Origin of the sequence: Flavobacterium sp. SORGH_AS_0622, assembly GCF_030818825.1 — a bacterium.
Lineage (GTDB): Bacteria > Bacteroidota > Bacteroidia > Flavobacteriales > Flavobacteriaceae > Flavobacterium.
Window position 1 is genome coordinate 3,991,989 of record NZ_JAUTAX010000001.1, and the last position, 22,442, is coordinate 4,014,430.

A 22,442-nucleotide genomic window follows, 5' to 3' on the forward strand; every position below is an offset into this window, starting at 1 on the left:
TTTAGAAATGCGTTTTTTTTATTTAAATAGCGAAAGAATGCAAAAGAAATTGATCTATAAAAAGAAGACACACTGCAGCGCGTCTCTACAAAATATTGTTAGAATATACCCACTAAGAGCTTTAACTGAACACAACTAACAACTAACAACTCAAAATTCACAGTTTACCATTCACAATTTACAATTCACAATTCACAAACCTCTTCCAATAAAAAAGCTGCCAAAACATTAGTATGTTTCGACAGCTCCAAAAAAAAAAAAAATATCAATCTTTATCTCTAGAAAGAGTATGTTGTAGCAATTAAACCATAGAAGCTTCCTCCTGTTGGCAATGCATCTTTATCTAAGAATATATCTTCAGACGCTGCATCGTATCTTAGCTCAGGAATAATTGTAAGCTTTCCAACTTTGTAATTTAAAGAAACTGTGTTTGCAAATACACTAGATCCTGTTAATGTTCCCATACTTGGCGCTGCATCTTTAGCATCAAAATATTCCATTCTGTAAGCTAAAAGCAATGATGGGCTGAATGAATAATTAGCATATCCAACTATTGAAAACCACTCACCATCTAAAGCACTATCAAAATCGTTTGTAGTTTTAGCGTAAGTTGCATTTAACCCAAGACCAAAACTATCACTAATTGTTTTAGAAGCAGTCAAGTCAAACTGAGTTTTATTTTCGTCTGATACTGGAATTACACTTCCTGGTATTGGATTAGTACTTCCTGTTGTAAAATTCAAATAAGCACTTCCTGTATCTCCTATATATCCTACCTGCCCTATGAACGTTTTTTGATAAGAACCCGCATCCATCGCTGATTTAAAATCTGTTGGATTTGTTACTCCTAACATAGCTGTAAATTTACCAGCAGTATATTGCGCTTTAACCCCTGTATTAAAAAATGGCCCATAAGAAAAAGCATAAGACATACTGTAGTTTTTGTTATCTACGGCATCCAAAACTTCATATCCAATATGAGTTCCAAAACTACCTGCTACTACTTTAAATTCATCAGTCAAATTGTATGTAAAGAATAATTGTTTAATTAAAAATTTTGCACTTACATCTTTATCTGGTGTTTCATTATATGAAAACTCTGCTGCTCTTTTTCCGAAACCTAAGTCTACAAAAACAGAAGCTTTTCCAAAAGTATGACCTGCCTCGATCGACGCCATTCCTAGTTCGAATGAATTTTGCGAGTTGGTGAAGCTCGTTAATCCATTCATCTGTTTTGAAAAATCATATTTATAGTACGCATCTGCAGAGCCTCCCCAGGTGGTTGCTGGTGGAGCGGCTGCTTCATCTTCTTGGGCAAAAGCAAAAGAACTTGTTAACATCGCGGCTAAAATGTGAAATACTTTTTTCATGTTTTAAATTGGTTTTTAGTTATTAATTGATTCTGGTTAGTTAATCTTTTATATATCTATTTAATAGTATAAGTCATTTCTAAAACCTATTTCCGCCCTCTAAAACATCATCATTTTCATTAGCGAATTTATTAACTTTTGTATGAGTAGAATAATTCAAAAGTACTTTTTTGACGTTTTAGACGAAGAATTACGGATTACAAAAATTAAATTAACAATAATCGTTATTTGACATTTATCGATATTTTTTTTTGAAAATTCAACAACAGAATTTCAAGTAAAACAATTAAAAAAACAGGGTTTAATTAAAAAACAAAGCTAAAAACTGACATAAAACGATTATAAAATAACCTTAAAATAAAAATAACCCCAAAATAAAAGGGGGTGTTAATCAAAAATAACACAAAAAAGAACAAAAGTCATATTCTCGTATCAATTAAAAAACAGTTGAAACCAGCGAAACTAATTCTTACAAAAAATAAAATCAGGAAAACCACCTTTATCATCACTTTTACAAGCTCAAATGCTTAAATAAAAAGTTCATAAAAAACAAAAAAGCCTGCTCAAGTTTGAACAGGCTCTTTTTAAACAGACAATTATTTTCTAGTCTACCTTATTATACTTTCTTAAATATTCTCGAACTTTAAGTCCAGATTCTTTTAAATCTTCGTCTTGCCATTTCCCTTCAGATTTAGCTGATTTCTTTAGGATTGAACAAGTTTCATCTTTATCAGATACCGACCAAGTAATCCAGCTTATCTTTCTAGATTCCATCCAATCTATATATTCCTGCCAAGCTTGATAGTTTAAAGGTCCATCTCCTGATGCTTCCATTCCTGCTGATTCTGAAACAAAAACGGGGAGTCCGCTTTTGATTGCCGCGTCTGTTCTGTCTCTTAATTCTTTTCCGTGTGTGGCAGCATAAAAATGCATGGTATACATTATATTAGTATAACCTGTAATTGGGTCTTCGGCAGGAAGATCAATATCTTGATCCCAATGCGGACAGCCAACGAGTATAATATTATTAGGATCGTTCTCTCTGATGACTTTAATTACCTCTTCCGCATAATTTTTTACTTCCCACCAAGTTTCATGATCTGGCTCATTAAATACTTCATATATAATATTAGGATACTTAGCATATTTTTTTGACATCTCTTCAAAAAATACTTTCGCCTCTTTTAAGTTGATATTGTGGCTGTGCCAATCTATTATTACATAGATATCCGATTTTATGGCGCCATTTACAACTGCTTCTATTTTTTCTTTAGAAAACTGCGGATTATTAATATAGGAAAGATCTCCGAGTTCTACACCCATTGCAGCGCGAACTACATTACAATTAAAATCTTTTTTTAACCAGGCTACTGCTTTTTCATTATAAAATCGAGGCCATAAACTATGCCAGCCAAAACTTAGTCCGCGAAGAACAACAGGATTGTTATTCTTATCTACAAGCTGCGTTCCCTGAACACTTAACTGACCATGCTTTTTTACAAATTGTGCATTCGAAATACTGCCAAACATTACAAGAAAAAAAGTGACATACCAAAGCTTCAACTTCATAATATTAGGTTTTAAGGAATTAGTTTTAAAGTTATAACATCATGCGAAGCAATTGCTGCACTAAATGCTTTTTTAGTATTTCCTGCTTCTTTATTTTTCCAAAGATCTTTTATTTTGAATGTCGTCTTATTAAAATCCGCTTCATATCCGAAATCGGCATCTTTGAAATTGTTTTTATTCCAATCAAAATTAACTTTCTTTGAAGTTTCAGTTCTATTGATAAAACTAACTGCCCAAGCTCCATCAGAAAGCGGTTTTACCCAAACTTCTACTCCATCTAAAACAGCGTATTTAAATCCTTGAACTCCAAGCTTATCTTGATTAACGGCCAGTAACTCTTTATTGGTCAAAATTGCCAGTGTTTCTTTAGACATTTTTCGATAATCATTTCCTGTAAATAATGGAGACGACAACATACACCACATTGCAAAATGCGATTTATCTTCTGTATCATTCATTTCGTTTCCAACTTCCATCATATCAAAATCATTCCAATGATCTGGGCCAGAATATTTACGAATGTTTTTTCGCATATCGGCAATTTTCATAAATCCCCAAGACGACCAATTTTCTGGATGCTTGAATTCGCAGTCGAAACAAGGATAGATATCTCCCGAAATTCTCCACAGGTTTCCAACTGGTTTTCCCCATTCCCAAGGCTGATTATCGCCCCATTCGCAAAGACTAAAAACAATTGGTCTTCCAGCTGTTTTTAACGCATTGCTCATTGTTGTATAGGCTTCTTTAGCGGTAATTCCTTCGGTATTACACCAATCGTATTTTAAGAAATCGATTCCAAGCTTGGCATAAAATCGAGCATCTTGATATTCATAACCTCTTGTTCCTGGATATCCTGCACAGGTTTTTGTTCCTGCACAATTATATAATCCGAATTTTAATCCTTTACCATGCACATAATCAATCAGTGATTTCATTCCGTTTGGAAATTTTTGTGGATCAGGAACTAAATCGCCATTTACATCACGTTCATGTGTCATCCAGCCATCGTCTAAGACAATGTAATTGTAACCGGCAGCCGCTAAACCAGAAGAAACCATTATATCAGCAGTTTCTTTTACTAATTTTTCGTCAATATTCGTTGCAAACGTATTCCACGAATTCCAGCCCATTGGCGGAGTCATTGCAAGGCCTTCAAATTTTCCGGCTTGTTGTTTATGTGTATTGCCTTGAGCTAAAGCAAAACTGGAAACACTCAAAGTCAGCATTAAAATTATTTTCTTCATTCTCAATGAATTTAAAAGATATACAAAAAAGATATTCCCTAATTGAAAATTAGGGAATATCACAAAACTAACTCAAAAAACAGAAATGTTTATTTTAATACAAATCCTAAATCGTCAAACAATACAGTATTACCACCGTCATTATTAGACTCTTGGAATGTAATCATTGTAACACTTGATGGACTTCCTAATTTATCCAACGGAATTTCCATATAAACCCAACTTGTTGTAACTGGAATTACATAGTTTGGCCCTCCATTTAAATTAAAGTTCACTTGTCCATTTTTAGCTGCTTTTACAGCAATTCTAAAGGCTTTATATGGTGTCATATCAAAATTAAAGCCCCAGTTTCCACCGTCCCAGCCAGCAAATTCCCACTGCCAAGATTTTTCTCCTTGATAGGAATCTCCTCCAAAATCAAAATTAACTCCTTTGCCTGCCCAAGGTCCACCCCATTGCATTCCATATAGTTTATCATCATACAGCGCTGTGCCAATTGCTTCTTTTGAAACTGCTGTTCCTGAAATATTGGTTACAGCCAAATATCTATGATCTGCATTGGCTGGAATTTTAACTACTACCTGCTCTAAAGTTGATGATATTACTTCAACTGGAACAGCAGGCTGTGTTGGAGTTGCTGAAAGCGTAACAATAGGATCTAGAAAATACTTACCTTTTATAATTACTTCGTCACCTTCTGCACAATTTATATAATTAAAACCGCTAAATGTTGGCACTGGAGGCGCAACCATTAAATCAAACTCTGCTGTTCCATTTTTTGTAACAACTTTTAGTTTATTCGAAGCATTCGCAAAAGGAGTCGCTTCATCTACCAAAACAATTATGTCAGTATCGGTTACAAAAGTTGGTCTAAAATAAGTATCAAAATCATTAAAATATACTTTTGTAGTACCCAAAAGTCCTTTTCCGTGAATAACATAATAGTTTTTCGGATCTACTAATGTTACTGGCTCTAGCGGCTTAAGAGTTCCGTCAAGATTATATCCCGAAGGCATTACTGATTCTATTACAGGTCCTCCGCTGGAAGCATCTGCATTATCATCGTTAGAGCATGAAGTAAAAAGCAATAATGATATTATTAATGCGAGACATGCTGCTAATGAAACAATTTTTAAATTTTTCATGTTTTATATTTTTAAAATTATTTAAAAGTATATGGTACTACTTCTGTCAATTTTGGATTTTTAGTCAAGTCGTCAGCTGGATAAGGTAATAAAAGATTTGTTGCCGAGATTGTAATATGTTTTTCAGCTTCTCTGTTTCCTCTATTTTGTGCTTCTAGAATCGCTTTTGCTTTTTCAAAAGGTAAACGACCTAAATCAAAATAATAATCTCCTTCGCACGCCAGCTCAGCACGTCTTTCTTTAAAAATATCATCGAATGTTATAACTGATTTTGGTGCAAGCCCTGCTCTTTTACGAACTGCATTATAAGATTGAAGCGCTTGTGCATCTGATGTACTGCCTGTTTGTCCGCCCAAAATTGCTTCAGCATGAATTAATAGTAATTCTGCATAACGCATCATGTAGCTGTTCATGCTACTTTCTCCATTATTTACAGGATTAAACGCTCCCGTTATTGGGAGATTTTCTTTCCCGATAACATATTTTTTCAATCCTGCACCAGATTTTTGAGCTTCGTACTGAAGTTCAAAAGTATAACCCAGAATTTTTGGAGCACCTAGATCAAGTGTTTTGGCGTAAGTCAAATTTGGATAGAAATCTCCAGGAAGCATAAAAGTCTCAATTCTTCTTCTGTCTCCATTTTCAAAAACATTTTTAATTAAATCTTGAGATGGTGCAATTTGTCCAGAATACGTTGTTTCTACCAATCTGTTTTCTGGAGCAAATAATGTATTGGTGAAATTACCATCAAAATACCCTCCAGTTCCTGTCCATTGCCAAGCAAAAATAGATTCTTCGTTATTATTGTTTTTTTGCAAAAACAAGTCGGCAAAAGACTTAGTCGGTAATTCATCACCTCCTAACAATTTAAACTCACCGCTGTTAATTACTTCCTGAGCCATTTGTCTCGCCAAGTCATATTTCTTTTGATATAAATAAACTTTTGCAAGCATTGCTTTTGCAGAACCGCTTGATACGTGCGCATTCGCAGCATAATCTGAACCTCTGTTTTTTGTTCTCAAATTAGCAATCGCAAATTTTAAATCATTTTCGATGAATTTGTAAACATCTTCAGTTGGATTACTCGGAATAACGTAGTTTTTAGAATAGTCTGCATTATTTTCGATAATAGGCACATTTCCCCATAATCTTACCAAGAAGAAATAAGAAAATGCTCTAATAAAATGGCATTCTCCTAATGTATTATTCAAAGCTTCCTTACTAACATTTGGACCAACACTCTGCGGTAAATTACTGATATAAGCATTAGAATTTGCAATAGCTCCAAAACAAGATCTCCAAGAATCTGAAATATATCTTGATGTATTTGTAAAACTCAAATCTGTAAATTTTCCAAAGTCATTATAAATATCGGCATACATATTACCAGAGATTACATCTGTAATACCGTAAAAACCTTCTTTATTCATATTAAACCAAACTAAACCATAAAGTCCGTTGGTCGCATTGTCTAGTTTTTCGTCAGAATCATAGTAACTTCCTATTGTAGGATTTCCTTCTGCAGGAACATCTATAAAATCTTGAGAGCAAGAGGATGAGAACAACATCAATAACGCCATAAAACCTACGCTGCCTCTTTTATATATATTTTTCATATTATTTTTTATTAAAATTCAACATTAAAACCAAAAGAAATTAGTCTTGGCACAGGATAACGTCCGTTATCAATTCCAGACATTAATGCGTCTTGATTATAAGCACCCACCTCAGGATCATAACCTGTGTATTTTGTAAAAGTGAATAAGTTTTGTCCAGAAGCATAAATTCTCAATCTTGTTAGTTTGATTTTTGAAATTATATCCGATGGCAACGAATATCCTAAAGTTACGTTCTGAATTCTTAAATAAGAACCATTTTCAATCATACGGGTAGAAACGGCATTATTGATATGATCGTAACTAGAAGGTTTAGGAAGCGAAGCATCTAAGTTATTCGCAGAATAGAAATCGGCAGCTTCTGTTAAATAATTAGTTCCCAAGTTACTATTCATCGTTCCCGATGCACGAGTTAAATTCAGCAATTTATTTCCTGCAGTTCCTTGAAGGAAAATCGATAAATCGACATTTTTATATTTAAAGTTATTTGTAAAACCGTAAGTGAATTTTGGATTTGGATTTCCAATATTCGTTAAATCGTTTTGATCGATTTTACCATCATTATTTAAATCTTTATAAATAACATCACCTTTTACAAAGTCTGGCAATAAAGAGTTTGTTCCGTTTTTTAAGACTACTCTATTTCCTGAACCGTCAACATGTCCGTATTTTAATAAATCTTCATCAGTTCTGTAAATCCCTACAGCTTCGTATCCTAAAAACGAACCAATCGGCAGACCTTCCTGCGTTCTTGAAACACTTACAGTACTATAAGCAAGTGTATTAGTTGTTTTTATAATATTTAAACCTGCCATGTCTGTAACTTTATTTTCATACTTGGTAAAGTTCAAACTAGAATCCCAAGAGAAGTTTTCTGAGAATTTATTATGATAGCCAAGAGTTACCTCGATACCTTTATTCTGCATACTTCCAAGGTTAAAATATGGAGGATTTACACCACCTTCATAATCACCGCCTCCAGAAAGATAATTTGGCAACGGAACCTGATACAAGAAGTTTTTAGACACTTTTTTATAAACATCAACCGATGCTGTAAATTTGGATTGAAACAAAGTAAAATCTAAACCTAAGTTTGTTTGATCCTGAGTCTCCCATTTCAAATCTTTATTTGGAGTATTTGAAGGAAGATAAGAAGTTCCCATAGAACTTACCACTACGTGAAGATTAGAATCGTACAAGTTATTTCCGATTTGATTGTTTCCTGTTTGCCCCCATCCAAATCTTAACTTGATATTATCAACATATTTTCTAGTGCTTTCCATGAAAGATTCGTTCGAAATTTTCCAAGAACCGCTGGCAGAACTAAAAACACCCCATTTATTTCCTACGAAAAACTTAGAAGATCCATCTGTTCTAATCGCAGCAGAAATACCATATTTATCTGCGTAATCATAAACTACCCTTCCTAAATAAGATGATAAAGTTTGAGTTCCAGAATAAGTACTTTTAAGCACTGCTTTCGCTAAATCTCCGCCGGCAAGCGTCTGGTTACTATTATCTTTATAACCATTTCCTTCCATAGAATATCCTTCCCAATGTGCTCTGTTTGATTCCTGAACAGCTAAAATTGTAAAATTGTGTTTATCAATTGTCTTTCTGTAAGTAAGCATGTTTTTTAAGTTCCATGAATTACCAGAAGACGGATTATAATATAGATTAGCGTAATTTTTCACCGCATTACCCAAAGAATACATAGGATCAAATCGTTGTCCTAAATTATCGTAGATATACCCTCCCGCTTCAAAACGATATTCTAAACCTTTAAGAATATCAACCTGAGTATAAAAATTTCCAGAATAATTTTTTCTTACTAATGTATTTGAACCTAATAAAGAGGTTGCAACAGGATTAACAAATGAAATACCACTTGTTGGTCCAGCAAATGCACCATCCAATTCTCTTACTGCCACATCTGGAGTCGCCAAAAGAGAAGTAGCTACAACTCCATTAAACTGTCCGTTCAGTGTAAGTTTTTCATCTGTAATTGCACCACTTACATTGATACCAACTTTAATAAAGCTGTTTACCTTAGCATCGATATTAGCTCTAACATTGTATCTTTTAAATCCAGATTCGATTACGATACCTTCTTGATTTAAAACACCTCCAGAGATATAATAGTTAATCCCTTCTTTTCCGCCTGAAAAAGACAACTGATTAGAACTCATTAATCCTGTTTCATAAATAGCATCCTGCCAGTCTGTACCCTTTCCTAATAGTTCAGGATGAGCAAATTCTGGACGTTTTGATGACGGATCATAGACATCTGCCAAAGCATTTTGATGAGTAGCATATTGCTGCAAATTCATAGAATGCAGTTTCTTAGGCAGATTACTGATTGAATATGAATTTTCAAAAGACAATTTCCCAGTACCTTTTTTCCCTGATTTAGTAGTTACAATGATAACTCCATTTGCTCCGCGTGAACCATAAATTGCAGTAGCAGAAGCATCTTTCAAGATATCAATAGACTCAATATCGCTTGGGTTAATAAGCGCTAATGGACTTACAGTAATATTTCCGTTGTTTGAAAAGTTAGAATCTCCAGCTGCATTTCTTCCAGAAGTAGAAGAGTTTCTCGCATCACCAGAAATAGGCACACCATCAATTACATACAAAGGTTCATTAGTACCTGTTAAAGAAGAAACTCCACGAATCCTTACAGAAACATTACTTCCCGGCTCTCCAGAGTTACTATTTACAACTACCCCCGCAGCTTTACCCTGAAGCATTTGGTCAAATGAGGCTACTTTTAGGTTCTCAATATCTTTTGCCGCAACACTAGAAATAGCACTATTTACATCTTTTCTCCTTTGAGTACCGTAACCAATTACAACTACATCTTTTAAATCTTCAGCATTTGATTTTAAAATTACATTTATAGTCGATTTACCATCTACAGCAACCTTCTGCGTAGCAAATCCGATAAAAGAAAATAATAAAGTTGAATTTGCAGGAACATCGATAGAATATTTACCGTCAAAATCAGTTGAAACCGTTGCTTTAGAACCTGCAACTGATACGTTTGCCCCTGGGATAGATAATCCCTTTTCATCAGATACCGTCCCCGAAACCTTTACCTGCGCAGTAATAAAATTACTGGTCAGTAACAAAAATAATATCAAAGGAACAGCTCTGTGGTCAGCCTTCCAATGAATGAAGCTAGTCATTAGTTTTTTCATAATAAGTGTTTGGTTAGTTTAAATTTGTTTTATTGCCAATCTAAGAGATCAAAAAGCCTGGTATATCAAACTCTTAAATTATTTAACAAATCTATAACAGAGAGAATTATCAAATCGATAATATTATATCATTTAATGATAATATTTTTACTTTAAGCGATTAAAAAAACACATATGAAAATAAAATCATATAAAAATTAAATTATTCGCAACAACAATCCTCAAAAAGAACCTAACACCTATATAAAAATCAACAAAAAGCGTAAAATCAAACGATTTCGTTAAAAATAATATTTACTAGTGACAAAAAAGTATCACTATAAAATACGTTTCAATCCAGAAAAATCTTCTCTGTATTGACTCGGAGTACAATTTTTTGTCGCTTTAAAACTGCGGTTAAAATTGGCAATATTATTAAACCCAGATTTAAACGCAACTTCAGAAACGCTCATATCTTTTTCTACCAGCCAGCGAGCAGCGTAACCAATTCTAATATCATTTATATAATTGACAAAAGTTTTACCTGTACGTTTTTTAATGAATCTATTAAAAGAAATAATAGACATACTCGCCACATTTGCCACGTCTTCTAAAGTAATTTTTTCAGCAAAATGTTTCTGCACATATTCGTAGACCAATTTCATTTTATCGTAGTCATCAAAAGTATCATAGTCAACTGTATAAGTCGAAAGCAGACGCTGATTTCTAGAATTTGCCAGATCATATAATAAAGAGGTAATTTCTAAAAAATAATCCATTCCGTCTAGTTTCGAAAGCCTTACAAGTCTTGGCGTCAATTCTTCTGCTGTTTTTTTCGAAAAAAGAATTCCGTGAATAGATCTGTTAAACATATCACGAATCGGATTCATAATTCTTCTAGACAATAAGGATTCATGAAATAAATCATTATGAAACTGAATCGTTATTTCATGAATTTTTTTACTGGTACATTTACTCAACTCCCAGCCGTGATATAAATTTGGGCCAATTAAAACGAGTTCGATATTATCAATTTCTTCAATATTATCTCCCACAACTCTCTTAACACCTTTTCCGTTTAAAATAAAATTAATTTCAAATTCCGGATGATAATGAACAGGAAAATCAAAGCTGTCTTTAACTCGGTCAAAAACTAAAAAGCTGTCGCTAGCAGCAAGCGGTGCAATTTCTCTATAAAAATTTTTCGTAGTCCCCATCTCAGAATTATTATTAGTAACGTAATATTTTGTTTTTTGACTGCAATAATATGATATATAATTGATAAAATAATATTAATTCCACTATAATCATCCAATTATCTTTGAAAAAATAAATTATCATTTCTTTAAAAAGAACATTAATAATAAACATTAATCATTTTTAATTGAATATGTTTTTATAGTTTTAATAATTTTAGCAATAAAATCATAATGATTTTTTGACAGACAAATCAATACTATTTCCAAACCATAACCACTTGTTTATTTTGCTTTTAGCCGAAAAACAAACTAACTAATCTGCAATGAAAAAACACTTTTTGACACTTTTGACAGTAACAGTACTTACCAGTTCATGCATAGCGCAAAAAAGTATAGATAATACTAATTTGTCACTTTCAGATAAAAAAGCAACTACAGAAACTAAGACACTTTATAAAAACCTAAATACTTTATCTCAAAAAGGTTTTCTTTTTGGTCATCAAGATGATTTGGCTTACGGCGTGAAATGGAAATATGAAGACGGTCGAAGTGATGTAAAAGATGTAGCGGGCGATTATCCAGCTGTATATGGCTGGGATATTGCAGGTTTGGAAAATGAAAAACCTAATAATATTGACGGCGTTCCTTTTGCCAAAATGAAACAATACATTATTGAAGCCAATGCAAGAGGCGGAATTTCAACCATAAGCTGGCATTTTGACAATCCTGCAACAGGAAAAGATGCTTGGGATCACACTCCAAACTCTTTAAAAACAATTTTACCAGGAGCCGAAAACCACAAAAAATTTACTTCTTGGTTAGATAAAGCGGCTACATTTTTTCTGTCATTAAGAGATAAAAACGGCAAAAACATTCCAATACTTTTCAGACCTTTTCATGAACTTACCGGCGGATGGTTTTGGTGGGGAAAAGGAAATTGTACCCCAGAAGAATTTAAAACGGCTTGGAAATTTACCTTTGATTATCTACAAAAGAAAGGTGTCCACAATTTAATTTACGTTTACAACACAGGTGGTTTTGGAAGTGAAGCAGATTTTTTAGCTAACTATCCCGGAGATAATTACGCCGATATTTTAAGTTTTGACTCTTACCAAAATAGCAACGATCCAAATGGAGAGAAATTTATTGCCGAAGTTCAAAATCAGTTTAAAATCTTAAATGAAATCAATATTAAAAAACATAAAATAATAGCTTTGGCCGAAGCTGGTTATGAAGCCGTTCCAGACCCTAAATGGTGGACAGGAACTTTATTAAAAGCAATTGGAGATTATAAGATCTCTTATGTTTTACTTTGGAGAAATCACGGCTGGCAGGAAAAAGAGCAAAAAATGCATTATTACGCACCTTTCTCAAGACAAGTAAGTGAAAAAGATTTTGTCGATTTTTATAATCTAGATCAAACTATATTTGAAAAAGATATTCCAAAAAAATTAAAATAACTGCCCACAAAACAAATGACAATCTTTAAAAAAAATCTAATGCACGACAAAATTAGTTTAAAAGAAAAAATAGGTTACGGTCTTGGAGATGCTGCATCATCTATGTTCTGGAAAATTTTCAGCATGTATCTGTTGTTTTTCTACACCGATGTTTTCGGATTAGCGCCTGCTATAGTCGGAACCATGTTTTTAATTACCCGAATCTGGGATTCCTGCTTTGACCCAATTGTTGGAATTTTAGCTGATAGAACAAAAAGTAAATGGGGAAAATTCAGACCGTATTTACTTTGGGTCGCCATACCATTTGCCGTGATTGGAGTTTTGACTTTTTATACTCCAGATTTTGACGAAAAAGGAAAAATCATTTACGCTTATGTGACTTATTCTTTAATGATGATGATTTATTCATTAATTAATGTTCCTTATGCCTCACTTTTGGGCGTAATGTCTTCTGATAGAAAAGAAAGAAATACGCTTTCATCTTATCGAATGGTTTTTGCTTTTGGAGGAAGTCTTTTGGCACTTTGGCTGATTGAACCTTTGGTAAATTACTTCGGCGGAAACTTAAATTCAAAAACAGGCTGGCTGACAACAATTGCCGTTTTCGGATTAATTACAACTATATTCTTCTGGACTTGTTTTGCATTTACAAAAGAAAGAGTACAACCAATTGGAGACGAACAAAACAATCTAAAGGAGGATTTAAAAGACCTCTTAAAAAATAGACCTTGGTGGATTTTATTGGGAGCTGGAATTGGCGCATTAGTTTTCAATTCAATTCGAGATGGTGCTGCGGTTTACTATTTCAAATATTATGTAAGCAGCAGTATAAACTTCGATTTTTCGCTTTTCGGAACCGATTTTCATATGACTCCAACCTCAATATATTTGGTTTTAGGACAAGCAGCGAACATCATCGGAGTGATCGCAGCGACGCCAATTGCAAATAGAATTGGTAAAAAGAAAACCTTTTTTGGTGCAATGGCACTGGCGGCAATTCTTAGTTTGATTTTCTATTTATTTGGAAAAGAAGACATTTTCTTAATCATGACTTTCCAAGTTTTAATCAGTATTTGTGCAGGCTGTATTTTTCCATTAATCTGGTCAATGTACGCAGACAGTGCCGATTATTCTGAATGGAAACAAGGACGAAGAGCTACAGGACTGGTATTTTCTGCTTCTTCCATGTCACAAAAATTTGGATGGACAATTGGAGGTGCAGGAGCTGGATGGCTTTTAGGATATTATGGTTTTCAAGCAAATGTAGAACAAACTGCAACCGCTCAAAACGGAATTCAATTAATGCTGAGTATACTTCCGGCAATAGCAGCTGGAATATCGGTAGCTTTTATAGCATTTTACCCATTATCTGAAGAAAAACTTCAAACAATTGAACAAGATTTAAACCAAAAACGAGACCAAAAATAAATTAGTACAGATACCGAAATCAATTAATATGACAACGATAACATCTTCAGCCATTTTTCGAGAAAGAAAGTCGGCATTAGAAAAAGAACATACAACACTTCTTGAACAAAAAAATGCACCTCAGGAAGCTGCTGGAAACGGAATTTATGACCGTTACAAAAACCCTGTAGTAACTGCTGCGCACATTCCGTTGAACTGGCGTTTTGATTTTAACGAAAAAACAAATCCTTTCCTGCAAGAAAGAATCGGAATAAATGCTGCTTTTAATGCTGGTGCAATGAAATGGAACGGCAAATATTTATTGGCAGTTCGTGTAGAAGGAATCGACAGAAAATCATTTTTTGCCATTGCCGAAAGTCCAAACGGAATTGATAATTTCAAGTTTTGGGACAAACCCTGCGTAATTCCGCAGACAGAAGAACCAGACACAAATGTATACGATATGCGTTTGATTCATCATGAAGATGGTTATGTGTACGGTATTTTTTGTACTGAAAGAAAAGATCCAAAAGCACCAAAAGGCGATACAAGTTCGGCTGTAGCCAATGCTGGAATAGTTCGTACAAAAGATTTAGTTAACTGGGAAAGACTTCCTGATTTAATTTCTAATACGGGACAACAGCGAAATGTTGTTTTACATCCAGAATTTGTAAACGGAAAATACGCTTTATACACACGCCCTCAAGATGGTTTTATTGATGTTGGAAGTGGCGGCGGAATTGGTTTAGGTTATGTGGAAGACATGACAAACCCTGTTGTTAAAGAAGAAAAAATCATCTTTGGAAAACAATATCATACTATTTATGAATTGAAAAATGGTCTTGGCCCTGCTCCTATCAAAACATCAAAAGGCTGGCTGCATTTGGCACACGGAGTTCGTAATACTGCTGCAGGTTTACGTTACACTTTGTATATGTTCATGACAGATTTGAATGATATTACAAAAGTCACACACGTTCCTGCCGGACATTTTATGGGACCAGAAGGAACTGAAAGAGTCGGCGACGTTTCGAATGTTTTATTTTCTAACGGATGGATTGAAGATAATGACGGAACTGTTTATGTCTATTATGCCTCTTCAGACACCAGAATGCACGTAGCAGTTTCAACCGTAGAGAAATTAGTTGATTATGTTACCAATGCACCAGCAGACACTTTTATTTCTGCAGGTTCTGTACAGACTATTATTGATCAAATCGAAAGAAACAACGCAATTTAATATATCGTGTCATTACAAAGAAAGCTTTTAAAATCTGAACTCACCTCAGAACTTGATTCCATTTTAAAATATTGGTCAGAACATACTGTTGATGAGCAAAATGGCGGTTTTGCAGGTCAGATCGATTTTAATGATCAAAGAATTGAAAATGCAGAAAAAGGTTCGGTTTTAAACGCCCGAATTCTTTGGACTTTCTCTGCCAGTTATCAAACCACAAAAAACGAAAACCACAAAAAATTGGCAGAAAGAGCATTTGAATTTCTCAGTGCTTATTTTTATGACACAAAATTTGGCGGTCTTTTTTGGAGTATTAATGAGGATAAAACTCCAAAAGACACCAAAAATCAAATTTATGCTTTAGCATTTGCAATCTACGGATTGTCTGAATATTATGTGATTTCAAAAAATGAAAAAGCTTTAGAAATTGCTAAAAATTTATATCTAAAAATTCAAGAACACAGTTACGATCCTGTAAACAAAGGCTATTTTGAAGCTTTTACAAGAGATTGGCAGCCAATTGAAGATTTACGTTTGAGTGCAAAAGATGCGAATGAAAAGAAAACTATGAATACGCATCTTCATATTATTGAAGGTTATGTAAATTTATACAAAGTCTGGAAAGATGAAAAACTGCTTGAAGATATTATTGAATTATTAGAAACAATCGAGAAATATTTCATTAATACTGAAACTGCTCATTTACGTTTATTTTTCAACGAAAATTGGGTCGAAAAACCAGATGTTATTTCATATGGCCACGACATTGAAGCAGCTTGGCTTTTACAGCAGTGTGCGGAAATTTCGGGCAATGAAAAACTGATCGAAAATTATAAAAAATACGCCGTTCAAATTGCTGAAGTTACAAAAGAAGGACTTGATTCTGATGGAGGTTTGTGGTACGAATTTGATCCGGAGAAAAACAAATTAATTGCCGAAAAACATTGGTGGCCGCAAGCGGAGTCTTTAATTGGTTTTTACAACGCTTACCAATTAACTGAAAAAGAAGAATATCTGGAAATTGTTTACAAAAATTGGAAATTCATAAAAAAACATATTCTCGATCAGAAAAACGGAGAATGGGTTTGGGGAATTTACCACGACTATTCTTTAATCGAAAAAGACAAAGCCGGATTCTGGAAATGTCCTTATCATAATGGCCGAGCCTGTTTGGAACTTATACAGCGTATTAAAGAATAACTTTATTGATTTTAACTCTAATTTACAGTCGCTTATGAAACATTTTTTTCTTTTTAGTTTATTATTTATGACCACAATAATAACCGCGCAAACAAATCTTATAAAAAATGCAGGTTTCGAATACGAGTTTGTAAATTGGAGAGGCGAAGAAAATGGTGCTCTTTCTACGTATGATAAAAAATCTGGGAAAAATGGTGCGCTGATTAATCAATATACTGGTGCAGAATGGAGGGCTTTTGATCAAGTTGTTTCAATTCCGCGAAATACTTTTGCAATCGAATGCAGTGCATGGATGAAAACCGACGGTGTAGAAATCCAAAAAGAAGATTACAAAGCTGCCGCAATAATTATCGAATTTACCACTGATGCTGAAAAGAAAATCAGCTCTGAATTAATTGGCAATGCAAAAGGTACCACAAGCTGGATCAATTACAAAAAAGCCATAAAGGTTCCTGCAGATGCTAAAAAGATTAGGATAATGCTCGCTCTTGCCCAAACTAACGGTACTGTATTTTTTGATGATATTAAAATAACAACGCTTTCTGAAGAAGAATTTTTAAAACGAAATCCTTAAACGATATAAATAAAAAGGTCTAAAGTAACGTAAAGTCCTAGCCCTGATAGAAGCGGCATCCTTTTATGGTGGGGTTCACCATAAAAGATACAGCGGATAGCGGGAAACAGCTCCTTAAAATATAAATCATGAAAAACAGATTTCTCAAAACACTTTCTCTAACACTGCTTTTGTCGACAATTGCTTGTCAGGCGCAGGAAAAAATAACGGTAAAAGGCACGCAGTTTTATAAAGGTGATAAACCTTATGCCTACATCGGAACCAATTATTGGTACGGCAGTATGCTTGCTTCTAAAAAAATTGGGGACAGAAAAAGACTTTTACGCGAGTTGGATTTAATGAAGAAAAACGGAATTGATAACCTTCGTGTTTTGGTTGGTGCGGATGGAGGAAAATACGATTTTACGGTTCGCCCGGCTTTGCAATATGAGCAGGGAAAATATGATGAAGATCTTTTGGATGGTTTAGATTTTTTAATCAATGAAATGAGCAAACGTAATATGTATGCCGTTTTGTACTTGACAAATAACTGGGAATGGTCGGGCGGAATGTCGCAATATCTAGAATGGAACGGTAAAGGTGCAATTCCGGTTCCGAATATTCCGCCAAACACTTGGCCTCAATTTATGTCGTATACAGAACAGTTTCACAGCTGCGAACCTTGCATGGAAGCTTTAAATAATCATGTAAAGTTTATTATTGGAAGAACAAATGCTTATTCTAAAAAGAAATACAACGAAGACAACACCATTATGGCATGGCAGGTTGGAAATGAACCAAGACTTTTTACAGTAGAAAATGAAGCTAAATTCACAAAATGGTTAAACAACATTGTGGATTTAATTGATAGTTTAGATAAAAATCACTTGGTTTCTACGGGTTCTGAAGGAAAAAACAGTTCGAACGACAGCATGGAAATCTTTGAAAGAACGCATCAGAATCCGAATATCGATTATTTGACCATGCATATCTGGCCAAAAAACTGGAACTGGTTTAAAGCCGACAATGCCGAAGCTACAATGCCAAAAACAATCGAAAACACTGGAAAATATATTGACGATCATATTAAAGTGGCAAATAATTTAAAGAGACCAATTATTATAGAAGAATTTGGTCTTCCGAGGGAAAATGAAAACTTAAATGCTGGGGCTTCGTCGATCTACAGAGATAAATTTTACAGTTATATTTTTGGACGAGTTCTAGAAAGTCATAAAAATGGAGGTCCGTTGCAGGCAGCGAATTTCTGGGGATATGGCGGTGAAGGAAAAGCCGTTAATGAAACGGGAAAATGGAATCCGGGTGAACCACTTACAACAGATCCTCCGCAAGAACCACAAGGTTTGAATTCTGTTTTTAACGGCGATAAATCGACTTTAGAAATCGTTAAGAAATACAATCTAGAATTGAAGAAATAAAAAAATATTCATCCCCCTTTTCTGTAGAGACGCACCGCAGTGCGTCTTATGTGCAACGAATATATGGAACGTAAACTTGGCGTAGACGCACTGCGGTGCGTCTCTACAGAAAAAACAAATCAAAAATTGATGAAAAACGCTATAACAATATTGCTGCTTTTATTTTTCTTAAACCTATCTTTTTCGCAGAAGAAACAGGATTTTACTGTAAAATCTCCAAACGGAAAAATTGAAGTTAAAATTAATGTTGATGATAAAATCAGCTGGACAATTTTGCATGAAAACGATGTGATTTTGACTCCATCAGAAATGTCTATGACTTTGGACGAAAATATTGTTTTAGGAAAAAATGCTGTTGTTTTAAATTCAAAAAAGGAAACTGTAAACACTTCTTTTGAAACACCTTTGTACAAAAAGAAATCAGTTCAAAACAATTACAATCAATTGACTTTAAACTTCAAAAATGACTTCAGCATCGAATATCGCGTTTTTGATGACGGCGCTGCGTATCGTTTTATAACTAAAAAGAAAAAAGATATTACCGTTAAATCTGAAGAAGTGGTTTTAAACTTTGATCAGGATTACAATACTTTGATGCCTTACGTCCGCGACTTACGAAATCCAAAAGATCCGTTTATTTCTTCGTTTGAATCGCATTATGAAAACAAAAAAATCAGCGAGTTCAAAAAAGATACTTTAGCCTTTTTACCTTTTTTAATTGATTATAAAAATCATAAAAAAGCCGTTTTTTTAGAAGCAAATCTGGAAGATTACGCGGGACTGTTTGTAACCAATAATAAAAACAATTCTGGTTTTGAATCTCGATTTTCTAAATATCCGCTAAAGGAAATCAACGGCGGTTTCAATTACCTCAACAAATTAATTACAGAAAGAGCAGATTATTTGGTAAAAACCAGAGGAACAAGAAGTTTTCCGTGGAGAGCAATTGTGATTTCTGAAAATGATGCGGATTTAGCCAATAATGATATGGTTCAGAAATTGGCCGAGCCATCAAAAATAAAAGATGTTTCGTGGATAAAACCCGGAAAAGTAGCGTGGGACTGGTGGAACGACTGGAACATTTATAATGTTGATTTTAAAGCCGGAATCAATACACAAACTTATAAATACTATATTGATTTTGCTTCTAAAAACAAAGTCGAATATGTGGTTTTAGACGAAGGCTGGAGCGTAGAAACCGATATTATGAAACACAACCCGAATGTTGATCTCAAAGCTTTAATCGCCTACGCGAAAGAGAGAAACGTTGGAATTATTTTGTGGGCTTCGTGGATGGCTATACATGATAAAGCAGAAGTAGTTTTCGACAATTATGCAAAGCTGGGCGTAAAAGGTTTTAAAGTTGATTTTATAGACCGCGACGATGCTAAAATGGTCAATTCAGTTTACGATATTGCTCAAAGAGCAGCCAATCATAAATTGCTTTTGGATTTCCACGGCATGTACAAGCCAACCGGAATTCAGAGAACTTTTCCAAACATTCTAAATTTTGAAGGCGTTAAAGGTTTAGAAAACAATAAATGGACACCAAATGATGATGTTCCGTTATACGATTGCACCATTCCGTTTATCCGAATGATGGCCGGACCAATGGATTATACGCCCGGAGCTATGCGAAATGCCACAAAAAGCGAATTCAAGCCAAGTAATTCCAACCCAATGAGTCAGGGAACAAGATGTCATCAACTGGCACTTTACACCATTTTTGAAGCGCCTTTGCAAATGATGGCAGACAGTCCAACAGCTTTTATGAAAGAGCAGGAAAGTACCGATTTTATTGCTAAAGTTCCAACAACTTTTGATGAAACGGTTTCTTTAAATGGTGAAGTTGGTAAATACATTTCCATTGCCAGAAGAAAAGGCAATACGTGGTATTTAGGGTCAATTACAAATTGGGAGTCCAGAGATATTACAATCGATTTTTCTTTCCTTGAAAAAGGCAAAAAATTCCAAGCTGAAATTTTCTCTGATGGTTTAAATGCAGATAAAGCTGCAACTGATTATAAAAGAGAAATCATTACAATTGATTCTGCAACGAAATTAACGTATCGATTAGCAAGCGGTGGTGGATTGGCGATGATTATTTAATAAAAAAATATAGAAACCTAACAGGTTTTAAAAACCTGTTAGGTTTGATATAGTCAAGATAAAATCTTCTCAATCGCATTTAACTCATCATTCGAAAACTCCGTATTCTGCAAACAATCAATATTATTACACAATTGTTTTACAGAACTTGCGCCAATTAAAACAGATGTAATTCTTTTATCTTTTTGCAGCCAGGCCAAAGCCATTTGCGCCAGAGATTGATTTCTATTTTGTGCAATTTCATTCAGCTGAATTAATTTCTGAATACGTTCTGCCGTAACCTCATCTTCTTTCAAATGTCCGTTTGGGTTATGCGCTCTTGAATTTTCAGGAATTCCGTTTAAATATTTATCCGTTAAAAGTCCTTGTGCCAAAGGTGAAAATGCAATACAGCCCACTCCTTTTTCTTCTAAAACATCTAATAAACCATTTTCAACCCAACGTTCCAGCATTGAATACTTTGCCTGATGAATCAAACACGGCGTTCCTAATTGTTTTAAAACATCAACCGCAACACGAGTCTGCTCTGCCGAATAATTACTGATTCCAACATACAACGCTTTTCCGCTTCTCACAGCATAATCCAAAGCCATCATCGTTTCTTCAATCGGCGTTTCAGGATCTGGGCGATGCGAATAGAAAATATCAACATAATCAACTTTCATTCGTTTTAAACTCTGGTCTAAGCTTGACAATAAATATTTACGGGAACCCCAATCGCCATAAGGTCCGTCCCACATTGTGTATCCCGCTTTTGTCGAAATAATGATTTCATCACGCAGGTTTCCTTGAAAATTATGCCATAGAATTTTACCAAAATTAGTTTCTGCAGAACCAGGAACTGGTCCGTAGTTATTGGCTAAATCATAGTGAGTAATACCTTTGTCAAAAGCTTCTACAGCAATACTTTCACCATTATCAAAATTATCTACTGACCCGAAGTTGTGCCATAATCCTAAAGAAATCTCAGGTAATAATAACCCGCTCTTTCCGCATCTGTTATATTTCATTATTTTAATTTAATGGTTGGAGTTTTTATAGGTTTTAAAGGTAGAAAACAAACCTCAATAATTAAAAAAACTAATTCATTTTTAATTTTGTAAATTTGTTTAAATTATAATATTATGAATAATAATTGGCAAAATTTAATTTCGATAAATCCTGATATTAGGTTTGGTAAACCTGTAATTAGTGGAACCAGAATTTGTGTTTCAGATATACTTTCATGGCTATCAACAGGAATGTCTTTTGAAGAAATTATTGAAGATTTTCCTGAATTAAATAAAGAACATATTCTTGCAGCTTTAGCTTTTGCTGCAAATAGAGAAAATATCACAAAAATAATTGCTGCATAATGAAATTACTTTTGGATGCGAATATCTCTTGGAGAATTGTAAAGCTCATTGAAAATGATTTCCCAGATTGTTTTCATTCCAAAGATATTCCAGTTAATCAGCCTGCAAAAGATTTAGAAATTTGGGAGTTTGCTGGAAAAAACAATTTCACAGTACTTACGCATGACGACGATTTTGAAAAATTATTACTTCTAAAAGGCGTTCCTCCAAAAGTAATAATACTAAAAACCTTCAACAAAAACACCAAACAAATAGCTGAACTTCTTACTTCAAAGAAAGAAATAATTGAATCGTTTATTTTAAACGATGAATTAATGATTTTAGAAATTTACTAAAAAGAATAACCACGAATTCACGAAT

17 protein-coding genes are annotated in these 22,442 nt (G+C 34.1%); 9 read left to right on the forward strand and 8 right to left on the reverse strand.

What is annotated here, in order from left to right:
• Window positions 1-278 precede the first annotated feature (278 nt).
• The 7 genes from QE431_RS16815 to QE431_RS16845 form a co-directional block, all read right to left on the reverse strand.
• Entirely contained in the window at window positions 279-1,370 is a 1,092-nt protein-coding gene (locus QE431_RS16815) for an outer membrane beta-barrel protein (RefSeq protein ID WP_134139814.1), read from the reverse strand.
• A 603-nt stretch (window positions 1,371-1,973) separates the two neighbouring features.
• Window positions 1,974-2,939 carry a glycoside hydrolase family 5 protein gene (locus QE431_RS16820; protein WP_307297929.1) on the reverse strand — a complete coding sequence of 322 codons (966 nt, stop codon included), beginning with the start codon at window positions 2,937-2,939 and terminating at the stop codon, window positions 1,974-1,976.
• Window positions 2,940-2,950: 11 nt separating this feature from the next.
• A complete protein-coding gene (locus tag QE431_RS16825) occupies window positions 2,951-4,183 on the reverse strand; it encodes a glycoside hydrolase family 27 protein (protein ID WP_307297931.1) in 1,233 nt (410 codons plus the stop codon).
• 89 nt (window positions 4,184-4,272) lie between these two features.
• Window positions 4,273-5,328, reverse strand: coding sequence for a hypothetical protein (locus QE431_RS16830; protein WP_307297932.1), 1,056 nt, complete (start codon window positions 5,326-5,328; stop codon window positions 4,273-4,275).
• Between the two features lie 17 nt (window positions 5,329-5,345).
• Window positions 5,346-6,944, reverse strand: a complete 1,599-nt coding sequence (locus tag QE431_RS16835) for a RagB/SusD family nutrient uptake outer membrane protein (RefSeq protein ID WP_057116844.1) — start codon at window positions 6,942-6,944, stop codon at window positions 5,346-5,348.
• Window positions 6,945-6,955: 11 nt separating this feature from the next.
• The gene (locus tag QE431_RS16840) at window positions 6,956-10,147 is read right to left on the reverse strand and encodes a TonB-dependent receptor (protein ID WP_307297934.1); all 3,192 of its coding nucleotides are present in this window, start codon (window positions 10,145-10,147) and stop codon (window positions 6,956-6,958) included.
• A gap of 317 nt (window positions 10,148-10,464) precedes the next feature.
• Window positions 10,465-11,343, reverse strand: coding sequence for an AraC family transcriptional regulator (locus QE431_RS16845; protein ID WP_057117015.1), 879 nt, complete (start codon window positions 11,341-11,343; stop codon window positions 10,465-10,467).
• Window positions 11,344-11,648: 305 nt separating this feature from the next.
• Here QE431_RS16845 and QE431_RS16850 point away from each other — a divergent pair, with 305 nt between their 5' ends.
• The 7 genes from QE431_RS16850 (at window position 11,649) to QE431_RS16880 (ending at window position 20,727) form a co-directional block, all read left to right on the forward strand.
• Entirely contained in the window at window positions 11,649-12,785 is a 1,137-nt protein-coding gene (locus tag QE431_RS16850) for a glycoside hydrolase family 26 protein (protein WP_307297937.1), read from the forward strand.
• A gap of 39 nt (window positions 12,786-12,824) precedes the next feature.
• Window positions 12,825-14,213, forward strand: coding sequence for an MFS transporter (locus QE431_RS16855; RefSeq protein ID WP_307297939.1), 1,389 nt, complete (start codon window positions 12,825-12,827; stop codon window positions 14,211-14,213).
• 28 nt (window positions 14,214-14,241) lie between these two features.
• Window positions 14,242-15,432 carry a glycosidase gene (locus tag QE431_RS16860; protein ID WP_307297941.1) on the forward strand — a complete coding sequence of 397 codons (1,191 nt, stop codon included), beginning with the start codon at window positions 14,242-14,244 and terminating at the stop codon, window positions 15,430-15,432.
• Window positions 15,433-15,438: 6 nt separating this feature from the next.
• On the forward strand, window positions 15,439-16,629 hold the full coding sequence (locus QE431_RS16865; protein WP_134139803.1) for an AGE family epimerase/isomerase: 1,191 nt from the start codon (window positions 15,439-15,441) through the stop codon (window positions 16,627-16,629).
• Between the two features lie 67 nt (window positions 16,630-16,696).
• Complete coding sequence (locus QE431_RS16870; RefSeq protein WP_134139802.1) at window positions 16,697-17,203, forward strand: hypothetical protein; 507 nt, start codon at window positions 16,697-16,699, stop codon at window positions 17,201-17,203.
• A gap of 128 nt (window positions 17,204-17,331) precedes the next feature.
• Window positions 17,332-18,618 (forward strand): cellulase family glycosylhydrolase, encoded by a 1,287-nt coding sequence (locus tag QE431_RS16875; protein WP_307297943.1) that lies wholly within the window; start codon window positions 17,332-17,334, stop codon window positions 18,616-18,618.
• 129 nt (window positions 18,619-18,747) lie between these two features.
• Entirely contained in the window at window positions 18,748-20,727 is a 1,980-nt protein-coding gene (locus QE431_RS16880) for a glycoside hydrolase family 97 protein (RefSeq protein WP_307297944.1), read from the forward strand.
• A gap of 53 nt (window positions 20,728-20,780) precedes the next feature.
• Here QE431_RS16880 and QE431_RS16885 read toward each other — a convergent pair whose 3' ends face one another.
• The gene (locus tag QE431_RS16885) at window positions 20,781-21,737 is read right to left on the reverse strand and encodes an aldo/keto reductase (protein WP_307297947.1); all 957 of its coding nucleotides are present in this window, start codon (window positions 21,735-21,737) and stop codon (window positions 20,781-20,783) included.
• A 114-nt stretch (window positions 21,738-21,851) separates the two neighbouring features.
• On the opposite strand from QE431_RS16885, the gene QE431_RS16890 reads away from it, so the two are divergent.
• Together QE431_RS16890 and QE431_RS16895 are read left to right on the forward strand one after the other, a co-directional pair.
• Window positions 21,852-22,082, forward strand: a complete 231-nt coding sequence (locus QE431_RS16890; RefSeq protein ID WP_307297949.1) for a DUF433 domain-containing protein — start codon at window positions 21,852-21,854, stop codon at window positions 22,080-22,082.
• A complete protein-coding gene (locus QE431_RS16895; protein ID WP_307297951.1) occupies window positions 22,082-22,417 on the forward strand; it encodes a DUF5615 family PIN-like protein in 336 nt (111 codons plus the stop codon). Before QE431_RS16890 ends, QE431_RS16895 begins: the two co-directional genes overlap by 1 nt.
• The last annotated feature ends 25 nt before the right edge of the window (window positions 22,418-22,442 follow it).